This is a genomic window from Bradyrhizobium aeschynomenes, assembly GCF_013178945.1.
In the GTDB taxonomy this organism is placed as follows: domain Bacteria; phylum Pseudomonadota; class Alphaproteobacteria; order Rhizobiales; family Xanthobacteraceae; genus Bradyrhizobium; species Bradyrhizobium aeschynomenes.
The window spans coordinates 599,105-612,686 of the sequence record NZ_JABFDM010000003.1 but is presented as its reverse complement, the minus strand read 5'-3'; the positions used below and the strand labels follow the sequence as shown (position 1 = coordinate 612,686).

Below are 13,582 nucleotides of genomic sequence, written 5' to 3'. Positions count from 1 at the left end.
TCGCGGCGGGCGCAGCTAATACAGGGCCACTGCCGCGTCATAGGCGTTCACCGAGGCCAACGCTGTCTCGCGCACGTCGCTCGCCGTCATGCCCGGCTTGTACAGGCTCGATCCGAGGCCGAAGGCGCGCACGCCGGCTGCCACGTAGGACGCAAGGTTCTTGTCCGACACACCGCCGACGGCGCCGACCACGACGCCCTTCGGCAGCACGGCCAGCTGTGCCGAAATTCCGGACGGGCCAAGCACGGATGCCGGAAAATACTTCAGGGCCGAAGCGCCGCAGCGCAACGCCAGGAACGCTTCGGTCGGCGTGAGCACGCCGGGCATGGTCACCATGTCATAGGCTTGCGCCGTCGCCAGCACTTCGGCATCGACGTTGGGGCTGACCATCAGGCGCCCGCCGGCCTCGGCGACGCGCACGCAATCCGGCGCATTGACGACGGTCCCGGCCCCGATCAGGCAATCATTACCGAACCGCGCGGCCAGGCGGGAGATCGACACGAAGGGGTCCGGCGAGTTGAGCGGAACCTCGATCATCTCGAAGCCGGCTTCGATCAGGACCTCGGCGATCGCTTCGGCCTCGTCGGGTTTGATGCCGCGCAGGATCGCAACGAGCGACCGCTTGACGGGCGGCCAGGCAACCGACTGTGTCATCAGAAACGCGCTCCCCAGATCTGCCGCGCCGCCTTGATCAGGCCGCGGCGCGACGCCTGCTCGGCATCGCATTCACTCACATCGAAGCCACTTGCGGCGAGGGCCTCACGATAGAGGCGGCCGAGTCGACCCGCTCCGATCAGCCGGACCGGGTAAGCCGCGCCGAAGCGCGCGTGGGCGTCCACGATTTCGCTGCCGATCAGAAGGCCGGACAAGCGAGCCGCACCCTCGGCACGCTGCTCGAATCCAAGGAGCTGGGCAGCACGGACCCGGAACAGTGCGTTGGTCAAGCTCGTCGGGGCCGCTAACGCCGTTTCGAGCCCCGCCCGGAACGCGGCTCCGCCCTCCGAGCTGGCATTCGGCTCCACCGCATGCATCAGGATGCTGTGCTGCGAGATCACGGCGAACAGCTCGCCGGTCATGTAGGTGGCGAATCCGACCACGGCGCCGGACTCGATTCGGATCCATTTGCTGTGGGTACCGGGAATGCAGACGGTGCCGGAAAAGTCCGGCTCGGTGACGCCGAGCAACTGAGTCTCCTCGCCGCGCATGACGTCGGGCCGATCGGCACGCGCCTGAGCCAGTCCGGGCAGGATTCTGACATCGCCCTCCGTCTCGACGCGGATGGCACCGGCGTGGAGGGCGTCGAGCCGTGTCGGGGTGTGCAGATACGGCGCCTCGATCCAGCCCTGCCGTGCCCCGGCCATTCCGCAGATCAGCACGGGCAGTTCGGCCGGTGCACGGAGCTTGCCGAGATGATCATGCAGAACCGGCGCGAAGCCCGACGTCGCACAATGCAGCATGCCTTCGCTGCCACGAGTCTCGGCAAGCTCCGTTCCGTCGGCGGCCATGAGCCAGGCGCGAAAGCTGGAAGTTCCCCAGTCGACGGCGACAAAGGCCGGCGTTGCTGACGAAGCGGTCGTGGTCACATCCTGCTCCCGGACAGTTCGATCCGCTCCGCAATGGCATGCCCGGCGGTCCGCGGAAACAATAAACTGATCGTGCACGTTTATGCACGTTGTTTCTCTTGTTTATGCATGATACGGAAGCCGCATGTCAGAGCTTCCGCTGGCCCGCCGCGACCAAATCGCCGGCCGCCTCTCCGCAGGGCAGGCCGTCATCGCCGCGGCCCTCGCGACTGAATTCGGCGTCTCGGAGGATGCGATCCGGCGCGATCTGCGGGCGCTTGCCGCCGAAGGACGCTGCCGCCGGGTGTATGGCGGCGCGTTGCCCATGGCCGGCGGCGTCATTCCGATGGCGGCGCGGATCGGCCAAGATCGGGAGCGCAAGCTGGCGCTCGCCAGGACCGCTGCCCGCAGCATCGCGCGCGGGGAGTTTCTCTTCCTCGACAGCGGCAGCACCAATCTTGCGCTGGTCGAACGTCTGCCCGATGACTTCGATCTCACCATCGCCACCAACGGAATCGACATCGCTGCAGCCGTGCTGCACCGGCAGGATCTGCGCCTGATCGTGATCGGAGGCTCCGTTCACGCCGCGGTCGGCGGCTGCGTCGACACGGACGCCCTCATCCAAGTGCAGCGCTTCAACATCGACCGCTGCTTCATCGGCGCCTGTGCCGTCTCGGCGCAGGGCGGCATCAGCGCGGTCGATCCCACGGACGCAGCCTTCAAGCGGACGCTGCTGTCGTTGAGCCGCATCAGTGTCGCAATGGTCACGAACGAGAAGCTCGAAACACGCGCGCCTCATCGAATCGCCAGCGCCAAGTCGATCAGCCAGATCACCGTCGAACACGATGCGCCTGCGGCCCGGCTCGCGTTGCTCCGACGGGCAGGAGCCATCATCGCGACGGCTGCCCCGCCGGAATGACGGCGCTTTCAGAGTATCAGGAATTTCTCACATGACCTTCGACCATCGCGCGTCGCGGATTGCGACACGCCTCGCCTTCTTCGTCGCTGGCTTCGGCATTGCCTGCTGGGCGCCGCTGGTGCCGTTCGCCAAGCAACGGCTCGGCGTCGATGACGCGACGCTGGGGCTGCTGCTGCTCTCGCTCGGGGTCGGGTCGGTTGCGTCGATGCTCGCGGCCGGTCTTCTGAGCGCCCGCTATGGCAGTAAGCCGGTGGTGATCGTCAGCGGCCTCGCTCTCAGCATGCTGCTGCCCCCGCTGACGGTTGCCGCGACGCCGGTCACGCTCGCGCTCGCGCTACTGGTCTTCGGTGCCGCGCTCGGCTCGCTCGACGTGGCCGTGAACATCCAGGCGATCGAGGTCGAGCGGCACAGCGAGCGACCGCTGATGTCCGGCTTCCACGCCCAGTTCAGCATCGGCGGCTTTGCGGGCTCCGGCGTGATGACCGCCCTGCTTGCGCTCGACGTCGCGCCGCTGCTCGGCACGCTGGTGTGCTGCGCGCTCGCTTTGGCTGCAATGATCGTCGCGGCCCCACGGCTGCTGGCGAGCAAGCCGGAGCAGTCCGGGCCCATGCTCGTGCTACCGCATGGCGCGGTGCTGCTGCTCGCCGCCCTCGCGGCGATCATGTTCCTGGTCGAAGGCGCGATGCTCGATTGGAGCGCCCTGCTGCTCACCAGCTCCGGCCGCCTGCCCGCTGCTCAGGCCGGACTGGGCTACATCATGTTCTCGATCGCAATGACCGCCGGCCGCCTCGTCGGCGATGCCGTCGTGGCGCGGATCGGCGATCGCGCCACCTTGCTATGGGGCAGCGCCATCGCGATCGCCGGCTTTGCGTTCCTGCTCGCCGTTCCCTCGATTCTCGCCGCCATGACAGGCTTCGCCCTCATCGGACTCGGAGCCTCCAACCTCGTGCCGGTGCTGTTCCGGAGAGCCGGCGCACAGACTGCGATGCCGCTCGGCCTGGCTGTCGCCGCCGTAACGACGGCCGGCTATTCCGGCGTGCTGCTCGGGCCTGCCGGAATCGGCTTCGTCGCTGCCGCCACCAGCCTGCCGACCGCATTCTGGATCCTTGCCGCGCTGCTCGTGATCGTGCTGGCGAGCGCGCCGCTGGTGGCGAGGTCGCCGCGATAGGAACGAGCCGCCCGGTGCCGCTTTGACCCGCCTCACACGCCGCGGTCAAGGAGCAGATTCATGCGCGCACTCAACATCATCACGCTCGTTCTCGTCATCGTCGGAGGATTGAATTGGGGCCTCGTCGGCCTGTTCGACTTCGATCTCGTTACCGCCATCTTCGGCAACGGCGCGGCCGAGACCGCGACATCCTCGCCGATCTCCCGCATCGTCTACGTTCTGGTCGCGCTTTCGGCGATCTACCAGATCGGCATGCTTGTGCGGCTCTCCTCTGCACGAAGCGATGTCGTCTATCGCTGAGGCGCTTTGATGCCGCATCACCGGCGACGGACTGGAAGCCTAGGCAGGGGCCGCGCCACCCTGCAGCCGGCGTTCGCGGATTTGCTGATAGCGAGCGCCGGTCTGCGGCTTGACGAACAGCGTCACGATCATCGGATGGCGGGCGCGCAGCTCGGCCTCGATCGCAACGACCGCACGCTCGATGTCGTCAGCGCGCAGATCGTCGGCAAATTCGAGGCTCAGCGCGACCACGACCTGCTGCGGCGACAGCTGCACCGTGAGCAGGCCATTGGCGGCACGGACTCCGCTTGATCCCCGCGCGATCTCGAGAACCGAACGGTCGAGCTCCGGGTCCGCAGGCTCGCCGATGAGGAGGCTCTTGCTCTCCCGCGCGAGCACCATCGAGGTCACCGCGAGCAGGAGCCCGATCAGGATCGAGCCGATGCCGTCCCACAACGGCTCGTCGAATGCGACCGCAGCTGCCGTGGCGGCAGCAGCGATCAGGATGCCAACCAGCGCGGCAGTGTCCTCGAACACGACCATGAACGCCGGCGGATCCTTGCTGCGCCGGAACGCCTCGACATAACTGAGCTCCGGGGCGGCTGCGCGGAAGCGTCGGACCGCGACCCACCAGGAGCCGGCTTCGAACATGAAAGACAGGCCAAGCACGATGTAATTCACGGTCGGATCTTCGATGGGCAGCGGATGCATCAGATGCGCAACGCCTTCATACAGCGACACGCCAGCGCCCAGCGCAAACAGCAGTAGCGCGACGATGAAGCTCCAGAAGTACAGCTCACGACCGTAACCCAGCGGATGCCGGCGGTCAGGCGGCCGCGTCGCACGATGCATGCCGTAGAGAAGCAGAAGCTCATTGAAAGTGTCGACGATCGAGTGGATCGCCTCGCTCATCATCGCCGAACTGCCTGTCCAGACCGCCGCTGCGATCTTGGTGCAGGCGACCAGCAGATTTCCGACGAGGGCGGCGTAGACGGCAATCCTGGAATCCGTGCTCGCCGCCATCGACCCCGCCATTTCTCTCTCCTCGGTGCGCCGGGCAACGCCGGCTGAGCGCATCGGTTCCCTTGCGGGGCAGACCCGAAGAGCTCAGAATGCGCAAGAGCAAAGGAGCAGTGGAGATCACGGTGAGCGGCACGAGCCCCTCAGACGAGAGCGATGTCGCCGACCCAGATGCGCGTGACGCGCAATTCCTGCGCCGCAGCTTCGCTGTCGCGCTCCGCTCGATGGCGCACGGCAATCATCCCTTTGGCGCCATCCTCGTCGGCACCGACGGCCACGTGCTGATCGAGGCCGAGAATGGCTACATGCCGGCACGCGATGCCACGGCGCATGCAGAGCGATTGGTCGCGACGCAGGCCTGCATGACGATTGCTCCGGAGATCAGGGCGATGGCGACGCTGTATTCGTCGGCCGAACCGTGTGCGATGTGCGCGGGTGCCATCTACTGGGCCGGCATCGGCCGCGTCGTCTACGGCCTCAGCGAAGGGCAGCTGCGCCGCTTCACCGGCAACCATCCGGAAAACCCGACCTTGGACCTGCCCTGCCGCGACGTGTTCGCAGGTGGCCAGCGCCCGACCGAGGTCATCGGTCCGCTACTGGAGGACGAGGCCGCCGCGTTGCATGTCGGAGTCTGGGACAAATGAACAGCAACGGGCGCCGCAGCCGAAGCTGCAGCGCCCGTGCGACCGGTGCTCCCTTAGAACTTCACCGTCACGCCCGAATACAGCGAGGATTCGGTGCACGCCCCGGTGCTCACGCGGGTACCGCCGGCACCAGCCACGGAGCAGCCGACCGCGTTGTTGTGGTCCAGGCCGAATTTGTTCTGCCAGTAGCGATAGGCCACCCAGACGTCGATCATGTGGCTGTGCTTCTCCCCCCACATCGCCTTCGACGCATCGAAGGTCAGACGGATCGGCTCGGAGTTGAATTCGATCTTGGTCGGATAGACGCCGTTCGCGACGCTAGCCGGGAGCGGCTCGGTGTCGGTGCCCTTCTTGCCGTACCAGCCGGCACGGCCCGAGATCGAGAAGAACTGCATGTTCTCAGGCAGGAAGCCGAGATCCATGTAGTAGTTGGTCTCGACCGCCCAGGTCGGCTTGAACGAGGTGTTGCCATCGGCGATGCAAGGGTTCGACCATCCGGCACCGCACTGCGAGAACGAGTTGTGGTTGGCGAACTCCCAGTACATCAACGGAGCGACGTTGAAATAGCCCTTGTAGGGCAGGTTGAACGCGAATTGCAGACCGGCGACCACGTCACGCTTGGCAGCGCCGAAATAGCGGTTCTCGGTGTTGGCATCCATGCCCACCTCGAACGAGATGTTCTGCAGCGGGCCCATGGTAAAGGCCTTGGTGTTGAAGATCTGGTTCCAGCCGAAGGTCGAGCGGAACAGACCATAGATCTCGGTCGCACCGGCGCAGCTGGCCGGCGTGAAAGCAAAGCCAGCATTGGGTGACACGATGCCGCCGGTCTGCGTGCACGGCCCGGCCGGATCATTGTGGTCCGACTTGAACAGCGAGATCGTGAAGAAGTTGGTGCCGTAGCCCCAGACGTCGAAATGGGTGAACGAGTAGACCTGCTTGGCCGTGTGCGGGTCGAAGCCGCCGTTGGGCTTCACGCTCCACGCGCCCGGCTGAACCGCGTTGAAGATGTAGGAGTAGCTGACGCGATTGTCGACGACGAGGAAGAACGGCACCTCGGCCGGAGCCTTCTTCGCGATCGCCTTGGCAGGCAGATCAGCCGCGCCGGCGGAGCCGACCGACGTAAGCGCTGCCGCGCCGAGTGCGATGGCAGCCGCGATGGTTTTGTAGAACGACATCTCAATCACCCCCAATTAACAAGCACCGATTCCCCGACTTGCATGCACAGTTGCGCCGTTGCCTCGGGGCGAGAAGCCTCAACTTTCTCCAGGCCTTGCTCGCGGTTTGATCAAGGTTCGGCCGCATTGCCCGAGCTGCGGTGGCGCAGCAGTCTCAAAACATGGGACGATTGGCCGCGGGCGGCACCGGCGCAGCAGGCGATCTTGCCGCTTCACATTGCTGAAGTTTTTCCGAACGCCGGATTTCGATCTCGAGCGTGTTTCGCGAGCACGCGAGCCGCGAGAACACCATCCCGGGCGAGGATGACATGACGCTGCTCATCCAACGGGCATGCTGCTGCGGCCCGAGGATTTCCGGCGGACTGTCGCAGAACTGCCACATGTGAGTGGAGATCAGGAAATTGCAGTGCAACCGTCCTGCAACCGGGATCGCACGGCAATCCTCAGCAGCGCGCGACATTTCGCTGAGCAAGCGTTGGGCACAGATTGGCGCTTTTCGCCTCTTACGCGCCGCCACGAATTAGCTCACAATTAAGGCAGTTCCATTCCTTGCCCATGACCCCGATGCCTGACCCCGCGCCGGCCGATCCGAACACCACGCATCCGCTCCTGCAGACGATCGGATTGACCAAGCGCTATGGCGACTTCCTCGCCAACGACAAGATCGACCTCGAGGTCGTCCCGCGCGAGATTCACGCGCTGCTGGGCGAGAACGGCGCCGGCAAGTCGACCCTGGTCAAGACCATCTACGGGCTGGTGCAACCGAGCGCGGGTGAGCTGCGCTGGCAGGGCGCGCCCATCAGACTGTCCGGCCCCGCGGAGGCGCGATCCCTGGGCATTGGCATGGTGTTCCAGCACTTCTCGCTGTTCGACAACCTCACTGTGGCCGAGAATGTCGCTCTTGGGCTCGACGGCAAGGAGCCTTTGAAGGCCATCACCGCCCGGCTCGCCGACGTTGCGCGCGATTACGGCCTGCCGCTCGATCCGAAGCGCGAGGTCTGGCAATTGTCCGTCGGCGAACGGCAGCGCATCGAAATCGTGCGCGCCCTGATGCAGAACCCGAAATTCCTTATCCTCGACGAGCCGACCGCGGTGCTGACCCCGCAGGAGGCCGATCAGCTGTTCGTGGTGCTCGAGCGCCTGAAAGCCGAGGGCCGGGCCATCCTCTATATCAGCCACAAGCTGGATGAGGTGAAGCGGCTGTGCGACACCGCCACCATCCTGCGTGGCGGCAAGAAGGTCGCGACCTGCAATCCGAAGCGCGAGACCGCAGCCTCGCTGGCCCGCATGATGGTCGGCACGGAGATCAAGGAAGTGATGCCCCCGGCCGAGCGGCGCACGACCGTGCCGCGGCTGGTGGTCAACGATCTCACACTTGCGCCGGCCGAATTGCACGGTGTCCGCCTGCAGAATATCTCCTTCGAGCTGAAGGGCGGCGAGATTCTCGGCATTGCCGGCGTCGCGGGCAACGGCCAGGACGAGCTCTTCGCCGCCCTGTCCGGTGAACGCCTCGTCAAGGAGCCCGGCACGATCATCCTCGACGGCCTGGCCTGCGGCAACCGCTCGATCACGGAGCGCCGCAAGATGGGCGCAGCCTTCGTGCCGGAGGAGCGGCTCGGGCATGGCACCGCGCCGCGCATGCGATTGTCCGAGAACGCCTTGCTGACAGGGCACGCCGCCAGCGCCATGGTCCGGCACGGCTTCATCGATGCAGCGGCGACCCTGCGCACGGTCGACCTGACAACCGAGACGTTCGACGTTCGCAAGGCCAAGCGCGACCCCGAGGCTGCGAGCCTGTCCGGGGGCAATCTGCAGAAATTCGTCGTCGGACGCGAGATCCTGCGCAAGCCCGCGGTCCTCGTCGTCAACCAGCCGACCTGGGGCGTCGATGCCGGCGCCGCCGCGATCATCCGCCAGGCTCTGATCGATCTCGCCAGCGCGGGGGCCGCCGTGCTCGTCACCAGCCAGGACCTCGACGAACTGGTCGAGATTTCCGACCGGATCGCGGTGATGTTTCATGGGCATCTGTCAGAGCCACTGCCGCGCGCAGAGGCCACGCGTGAGAGACTGGGTCTGCTGATGGGCGGCGCCAATCTCGATCGGAAGGAGGCTCCGCATGCAGCTGGTGCTTGAGAAACGCGCCGAGCGTTCGCGCACCATCGCGCTGGTCTCACCGTTGATCGCGATCGGGCTGACGCTGATCACCATGAGCATCCTGTTCGCCGTCCTCGGCAAGAATCCGATCATGGCGCTCGGCGTCTATTTCATTGCGCCGCTGACCGACGGCTATTCGCTGCAGGAGATCGCGGTGAAGGCGACGCCGCTGGTGATGATCGCGATCGGCCTGTCGCTGTGCTACCTCGCCAATGCCTGGAACATCGGGGCCGAGGGCCAGTTCCTGATGGGCGCGGTCGCCGGCAGCTGGATCGCGGTGAACACGCAGGGCACCGATGCCGGGCACTGGGTGCTGCCGGCGATGCTGGTCGCGGGCGCCGTTGCCGGCGCGCTCTACGCGCTGATCCCGGCGCTCTGCCGGGTCAAGTTCGGCGCCAGCGAGATTCTCACCAGCCTGATGCTCGTCTATGTCGCAGATCTCGTGCTCGACTATCTCGTGCGCGGGCCGTGGCGTGACCCGGCGGGCTTCAACTTCCCGACCACGGCGGAGTTCGATCCGGTCGCGACCGTGCCGGTCCTGATCGAAGGCGGGCGCCTTCATCTCGGCAGCATCATTGCGCTCGTCGTCGTCGCCGGCGCCTTCGTGCTGCTCGACCGGACCATCAAGGGTTTCGAGATCCGCGTCGTCGGTGTCGCGCCGCGGGCCGCACGATTCGGCGGATTCAACGCCAATCAGCTTGTCCTGCTAACCTTCGCGGTGTCAGGCGCCTTGGCGGGACTCGCTGGCATCATCGAGGTCGCGGGTCCCATCGGCCATCTGCAACCGGGCATATCGCCGGGCTACGGCTTCACCGCGATCATCGTGGCGTTCCTCGGCCGGCTCAATCCGGTTGGAATATTAATTGCAGGACTTTTCCTTGCACTGACCTTCATTGGGGGTGAGCAGGCCCAGATCACGATGAAGATTCCGCTCGATGTCACCAAGGTCTTTCAGGGCATCCTGCTGTTCTACGTGCTCGCCTGCGACTCCCTCATCCTCTATCGTTTCAAGCTCGTCTTCACCTCGCGGCAGGTGCAAAGTGGTGCTGGTTGAAGCAATCATCCTGTCGGTGCTCGCCGCATCGACGCCGCTGCTGCTCGCAGCCACCGGTGAGCTGGTCACCGAGCGCGCGGGCGTGCTCAACCTCGGTGTCGAGGGCATGATGATCGTCGGCGCCGCCTGCGGCTTCGCAGGCGCCTGGATGTCGGGCTCGATCGTCGTCGGTGCGCTCTGTGGCATCGTCGCAGGCATGCTGATGTCGCTGATCTTCGCCTTCATGACCCTCGGACTTGCCGTCAATCAGGTGGCAACCGGCCTCGCGCTGACCATCCTCGGTATCGGCCTGTCCGGCCTGATCGGCGCCCGCTTCGTCGGTGAGCGCATCACCACGGCACCCAAACTCTCCGTTCCCGGTCTCAGCGACATCCCGCTGGTCGGCCGCATCCTGTTCGGCGAGGATGCCTTCGTCTATCTGTCGCTGGCCCTGATCATTGCCGTCTGGTGGTTTCTCTACCGCACCCGCGCCGGCCTCGTGTTGCGCGCCTGCGGCGACAACCATGTCTCCGCGCACGCGCTCGGCTATCCCGTGCTGCGCATCCGCCTGCTGGCCGTGCTGTTCGGAGGCGGCTGCGCCGGGCTCGCCGGCGCCTATCTGCCGCTGGCCTATACGCCGTTCTTCATTCCCGGCATGACCGCAGGCCGCGGCTGGATCGCGCTGGCACTCGTCGTGTTCGCATCGTGGCGACCGGGCCGTCTCGTGATCGGCGCCTATCTGTTCGGCGCGGTGACGATCCTGCAGCTGCATGCGCAAGGCGCCGGCGTCGGCATTCCTTCGCAGGTCATGTCGGCGCTGCCTTACCTTGCGACCGTCATCGTGCTGGTGCTGCTGTCGCGCGCCCGCACCGGCGGCTCGACTGCACCCGCGGCTCTGGGCACCGTATTCGTACCGGACCGCTGAAGCCATCATCCAGAGCGCCTGCGATGGGGCGCGGCGCTCGGGATCACCCGGTTTTCCCCTCACTGTTTGGAGATACTGACGATGATGAAAAGGCTTCTGGGGGCTGCCGCAGCGCTGGTGCTGGCGGGAAGCATCGCCGGCGCGGCGCATGCCGCCGACAAGCTGAAGGTCGGCTTCATCTATCTCGGCCCGATCGGCGATCTCGGCTGGACCTATCAGCACGAGCTCGGTCGCCAAGCGCTGGTCAAGGAGCTCGGCGACAAGATCGAGACCACCTATCTCGAGAACGTGCCGGAAGGCCCGGACTCCGAGCGCGCGATCGAGCAGTTGGTCCGCGCCGGCAACAAGCTGATCTTCACGACCTCGTTCGGCTACATGGACCCGACCCTGAAGGTCGCCAAGAAGTATCCGAACGTGCATTTCGAGCACGCCACCGGCTACAAGCGCGACAAGAACATGTCGACCTATTCGGGCCGCTGGTACCAGGGCCGCTACATCCAGGGCCAGATCGCGGCCAAGATGTCGAAGGCCGGCGTGCTCGGCTATATCGGCTCGTTCCCGATCCCCGAGGTCGTCTCCGGCATCAACGCCACGATGCTCGGCGCGCAGTCGATCAATCCGAACATCAAGGTCAAGATCATCTGGGTCAACACCTGGTTCGACCCGGGCAAGGAGGCCGACGCCGCCAAGGCGCTGCTCGACCAGGGCGCCGACATCATCATGCAGCACACCGACAGCCCGGCCGCCATGCAGGTCGCGGCCGAGCGCGGCAAGCTCGCCTTCGGCCAGGATTCCGAGATGATCAAGTTCGGCCCGAAGGCGCAGCTGACCTCGATCCTCGACACCTGGGGCCCCTACTACATCGCTCGCGTCAAGGCCGAGCTCGACGGCACCTGGAAGTCCGAGGACACCTGGGGCGGCCTCGACTCCAAGATGTTCGAGATGGCGCCCTACACCAACATGCCCGACGACGTGAAGAAGCTGGCCGAGGAGACGCAGGCCGCGATCACCTCCGGCAAGCTGCATCCGTTCAAGTGCCCGATCGTGGCGCAGGACGGCAAGGAGGTCGAGTGCAAGGGCGGCGACCATCTCGCCGACGGCCAGATCCTCGGCATGAACTTCTACGTCAAGGGCGTCGACGACAAGCTGCCGGGCAAGTAGGCGCCCGGTCCATTGTGACCTCTCTCTCCGCGCCAGCGGGGAGAGAGCAGTCGCGATCGATGCTCAGTAAGCTCCGTCTTACCCTCCCCGCATTGTCTTCGCTGCCGCGCTGTGCCGGCTAATCAGGCCAGCGATGTCGAGACCCGGAATGGCGCCGTCGACCACCGTCCAGCGGCCGCCGACCATGACGCGATCGGCGCGGTGCGCGCCGCACAACACCAGCGCCGCGATCGGATCGCCTGCGCCGGAGAAACGCAGCTCGTCGAGCTTGAACAGCGCCAGATCCGCGGCCTTCCCCACCGCGATCTCACCGAGCTCGGGCCGACCGACACAGGCGGCCGAGCCCTCCGTCGCCCACCGCAACGCATCCTTGTGGCTGATGCGCGTGACACCATAACGCGCCCGCTGCAGCAGGAACGCGGCACGCACCTCCTGCATCAAATTGGAGCCGTCATTCGAGGCGGAGCCGTCGACGCCGAGGCCGATACCGACGCCGGCCTCCTCCATCTCGCACACCGGGCAGCAGCCCGACGCCAGCAACTGATTGGAGCAGGCGCAATGGCTAATGGTCGTCTTCGCCTTGCCGAGCCGCTTCATCTCCTCGGCGTTGAAGAAGATGCCGTGTGCGAGCCAGGTGCGCGGGCCGAGCCAGCCGTTCTGCTCGAGATAGTCGAGCGGGCGGCACCCGAACATCTCCTCGCAAAAGCGGTTCTCGTCCTCGGTCTCCGCCAGGTGCGTGTGCAGCCGCACGTCGAGCTTGTCGGCGAGCACAGCCGTCTTCCGCATCAATGAGCCCGTCACCGAGAACGGCGAGCACGGCGCCAGCGCGATCTGCACCATCGCGTCCGGCCCGCGCTCGTGATAGGCCGCAACCACCCGCTCACTGTCGGCGAGGATGGTGTCCTCGTCCTGCACCACGCTGTCCGGCGGCAGACCGCCGTCGCGCTCCGACAGGTTCATCGAGCCCCGCGTCAACAGCACGCGGATGCCGAGTCGCCTCGCTGCGGCGACCTCGATGCCAACGGCATCCTCGAGCCCGGCCGGGAAGACATAGTGATGATCGGTCGTCGTGGTGCAGCCCGACAGCATCAGCTCCGCCATCGCCAGGGTGACCGCGGCATCGAGCGCTTCCGGCGAGAGCTTCGCCCAGACCGGATAGAGCGCCTTCAACCAGGGAAACAGCTCGCGGTCCATCGCGGCGGGCAGCGCCCGGGTCAGCGTCTGGTAGAAGTGATGATGCGTGTTGATCAGCCCGGGGATGACGACATGCGCGCTTGCATCATAGGCCACCGCGCCCGGTGTCGCCGGCTCGGCACCGGCCGGCACCAGCTCGACGATGCGGCTATCCCTGACGACGATACCTCGCGCAGCGCCTTCGGCCAGGATGGCGAGCGGGTCCTTGATCCAGATCGGCGTGGTGCTCATGGCTGCCCTCGTCTCGCTGATTGCGCCTTCGTGTCGTCCGCCTGCAAGCGCAGGGCCAGCATCATCCTATTGCCAGTTGGCGCTGGTCTTGCAAGGATTCCACCGACGATATGCTGC

General features: G+C 65.8%; 14 protein-coding genes. 8 read left to right on the top strand and 6 right to left on the bottom strand.

The genetic code is table 11. The annotated features are described in order from the left end of the window. Positions 1–15: 15 nt before the first annotated feature. Together HL666_RS11845 and HL666_RS11840 are read right to left on the bottom strand one after the other, a co-directional pair. On the bottom strand, positions 16–654 hold the full coding sequence (locus tag HL666_RS11845) for a 2-dehydro-3-deoxy-6-phosphogalactonate aldolase (RefSeq protein ID WP_172112247.1): 639 nt from the start codon (positions 652–654) through the stop codon (positions 16–18). After that, positions 654–1,583, bottom strand: coding sequence for a 2-dehydro-3-deoxygalactonokinase (locus tag HL666_RS11840; protein ID WP_172181780.1), 930 nt, complete (start codon positions 1,581–1,583; stop codon positions 654–656). The genes HL666_RS11845 and HL666_RS11840 overlap by 1 nt, the downstream gene beginning before the upstream one ends. Before the next feature lie 124 nt (positions 1,584–1,707). On the opposite strand from HL666_RS11840, the gene HL666_RS11835 reads away from it, so the two are divergent. The 3 genes from HL666_RS11835 to HL666_RS11825 are packed head-to-tail and all read left to right on the top strand — an operon-like array spanning position 1,708 to position 3,949. Further along, a complete protein-coding gene (locus HL666_RS11835) occupies positions 1,708–2,481 on the top strand; it encodes a DeoR/GlpR family DNA-binding transcription regulator (protein ID WP_172181541.1) in 774 nt (257 codons plus the stop codon). Positions 2,482–2,512: 31 nt separating this feature from the next. Continuing rightward, positions 2,513–3,649 carry an MFS transporter gene (locus HL666_RS11830; RefSeq protein WP_172181539.1) on the top strand — a complete coding sequence of 379 codons (1,137 nt, stop codon included), beginning with the start codon at positions 2,513–2,515 and terminating at the stop codon, positions 3,647–3,649. Positions 3,650–3,709: 60 nt separating this feature from the next. Further along, on the top strand, positions 3,710–3,949 hold the full coding sequence (locus HL666_RS11825) for a DUF378 domain-containing protein (protein ID WP_172112251.1): 240 nt from the start codon (positions 3,710–3,712) through the stop codon (positions 3,947–3,949). A gap of 39 nt (positions 3,950–3,988) precedes the next feature. Here HL666_RS11825 and HL666_RS11820 read toward each other — a convergent pair whose 3' ends face one another. Next, positions 3,989–4,951 (bottom strand): cation diffusion facilitator family transporter, encoded by a 963-nt coding sequence (locus HL666_RS11820; RefSeq protein WP_172181778.1) that lies wholly within the window; start codon positions 4,949–4,951, stop codon positions 3,989–3,991. Positions 4,952–5,040: 89 nt separating this feature from the next. On the opposite strand from HL666_RS11820, the gene HL666_RS11815 reads away from it, so the two are divergent. Further along, positions 5,041–5,592, top strand: a complete 552-nt coding sequence (locus HL666_RS11815; protein ID WP_172133457.1) for a nucleoside deaminase — start codon at positions 5,041–5,043, stop codon at positions 5,590–5,592. Between the two features lie 53 nt (positions 5,593–5,645). On the opposite strand, the gene HL666_RS11810 is transcribed toward HL666_RS11815, so the two are convergent. Together HL666_RS11810 and HL666_RS11805 are read right to left on the bottom strand one after the other, a co-directional pair. Beyond that, complete coding sequence (locus tag HL666_RS11810) at positions 5,646–6,767, bottom strand: hypothetical protein (RefSeq protein ID WP_172181537.1); 1,122 nt, start codon at positions 6,765–6,767, stop codon at positions 5,646–5,648. Positions 6,768–6,921: 154 nt separating this feature from the next. Beyond that, positions 6,922–7,239 (bottom strand): hypothetical protein, encoded by a 318-nt coding sequence (locus HL666_RS11805; RefSeq protein WP_172181535.1) that lies wholly within the window; start codon positions 7,237–7,239, stop codon positions 6,922–6,924. 92 nt (positions 7,240–7,331) lie between these two features. On the opposite strand from HL666_RS11805, the gene HL666_RS11800 reads away from it, so the two are divergent. The 4 genes from HL666_RS11800 to HL666_RS11785 all read left to right on the top strand — a co-directional run bounded on the left by HL666_RS11800 (position 7,332) and on the right by HL666_RS11785 (position 12,040). Next, complete coding sequence (locus HL666_RS11800) at positions 7,332–8,900, top strand: ABC transporter ATP-binding protein (protein WP_172112254.1); 1,569 nt, start codon at positions 7,332–7,334, stop codon at positions 8,898–8,900. After that, positions 8,884–9,975: an ABC transporter permease gene (locus tag HL666_RS11795; RefSeq protein WP_172112255.1), complete on the top strand. Its 1,092-nt coding sequence runs from the start codon at positions 8,884–8,886 to the stop codon at positions 9,973–9,975. The genes HL666_RS11800 and HL666_RS11795 overlap by 17 nt, the downstream gene beginning before the upstream one ends. Continuing rightward, entirely contained in the window at positions 9,962–10,879 is a 918-nt protein-coding gene (locus HL666_RS11790) for an ABC transporter permease (RefSeq protein ID WP_172181533.1), read from the top strand. Before HL666_RS11795 ends, HL666_RS11790 begins: the two co-directional genes overlap by 14 nt. 81 nt (positions 10,880–10,960) lie before the next feature. Then, positions 10,961–12,040 (top strand): BMP family ABC transporter substrate-binding protein, encoded by a 1,080-nt coding sequence (locus tag HL666_RS11785; RefSeq protein WP_172133452.1) that lies wholly within the window; start codon positions 10,961–10,963, stop codon positions 12,038–12,040. 78 nt (positions 12,041–12,118) lie between these two features. Here HL666_RS11785 and HL666_RS11780 read toward each other — a convergent pair whose 3' ends face one another. After that, positions 12,119–13,465, bottom strand: coding sequence for an 8-oxoguanine deaminase (locus tag HL666_RS11780; RefSeq protein ID WP_172181531.1), 1,347 nt, complete (start codon positions 13,463–13,465; stop codon positions 12,119–12,121). Between the last annotated feature and the right edge of the window lie 117 nt (positions 13,466–13,582).

Excerpts from the sequence above, each read along its gene's own strand:
- HL666_RS11820 (WP_172181778.1), bottom strand. The coding sequence starts at position 4,951 with ATGGCGGCGAGCACGGATTCCAGGATTGCCGTCTACGCCGCCCTCGTC.
- HL666_RS11795 (WP_172112255.1), top strand. The coding sequence starts at position 8,884 with ATGCAGCTGGTGCTTGAGAAACGCGCCGAGCGTTCGCGCACCATCGCG.
- HL666_RS11785 (WP_172133452.1), top strand. The coding sequence starts at position 10,961 with ATGATGAAAAGGCTTCTGGGGGCTGCCGCAGCGCTGGTGCTGGCGGGA.
- HL666_RS11825 (WP_172112251.1), top strand. The coding sequence starts at position 3,710 with ATGCGCGCACTCAACATCATCACGCTCGTTCTCGTCATCGTCGGAGGA.
- HL666_RS11810 (WP_172181537.1), bottom strand. The coding sequence starts at position 6,767 with ATGTCGTTCTACAAAACCATCGCGGCTGCCATCGCACTCGGCGCGGCA.
- HL666_RS11845 (WP_172112247.1), bottom strand. The coding sequence starts at position 654 with ATGACACAGTCGGTTGCCTGGCCGCCCGTCAAGCGGTCGCTCGTTGCG.
- HL666_RS11800 (WP_172112254.1), top strand. The coding sequence starts at position 7,332 with ATGCCTGACCCCGCGCCGGCCGATCCGAACACCACGCATCCGCTCCTG.
- HL666_RS11780 (WP_172181531.1), bottom strand. The coding sequence starts at position 13,465 with ATGAGCACCACGCCGATCTGGATCAAGGACCCGCTCGCCATCCTGGCC.
- HL666_RS11835 (WP_172181541.1), top strand. The coding sequence starts at position 1,708 with ATGTCAGAGCTTCCGCTGGCCCGCCGCGACCAAATCGCCGGCCGCCTC.
- HL666_RS11815 (WP_172133457.1), top strand. The coding sequence starts at position 5,041 with ATGCGCAAGAGCAAAGGAGCAGTGGAGATCACGGTGAGCGGCACGAGC.
- HL666_RS11830 (WP_172181539.1), top strand. The coding sequence starts at position 2,513 with ATGACCTTCGACCATCGCGCGTCGCGGATTGCGACACGCCTCGCCTTC.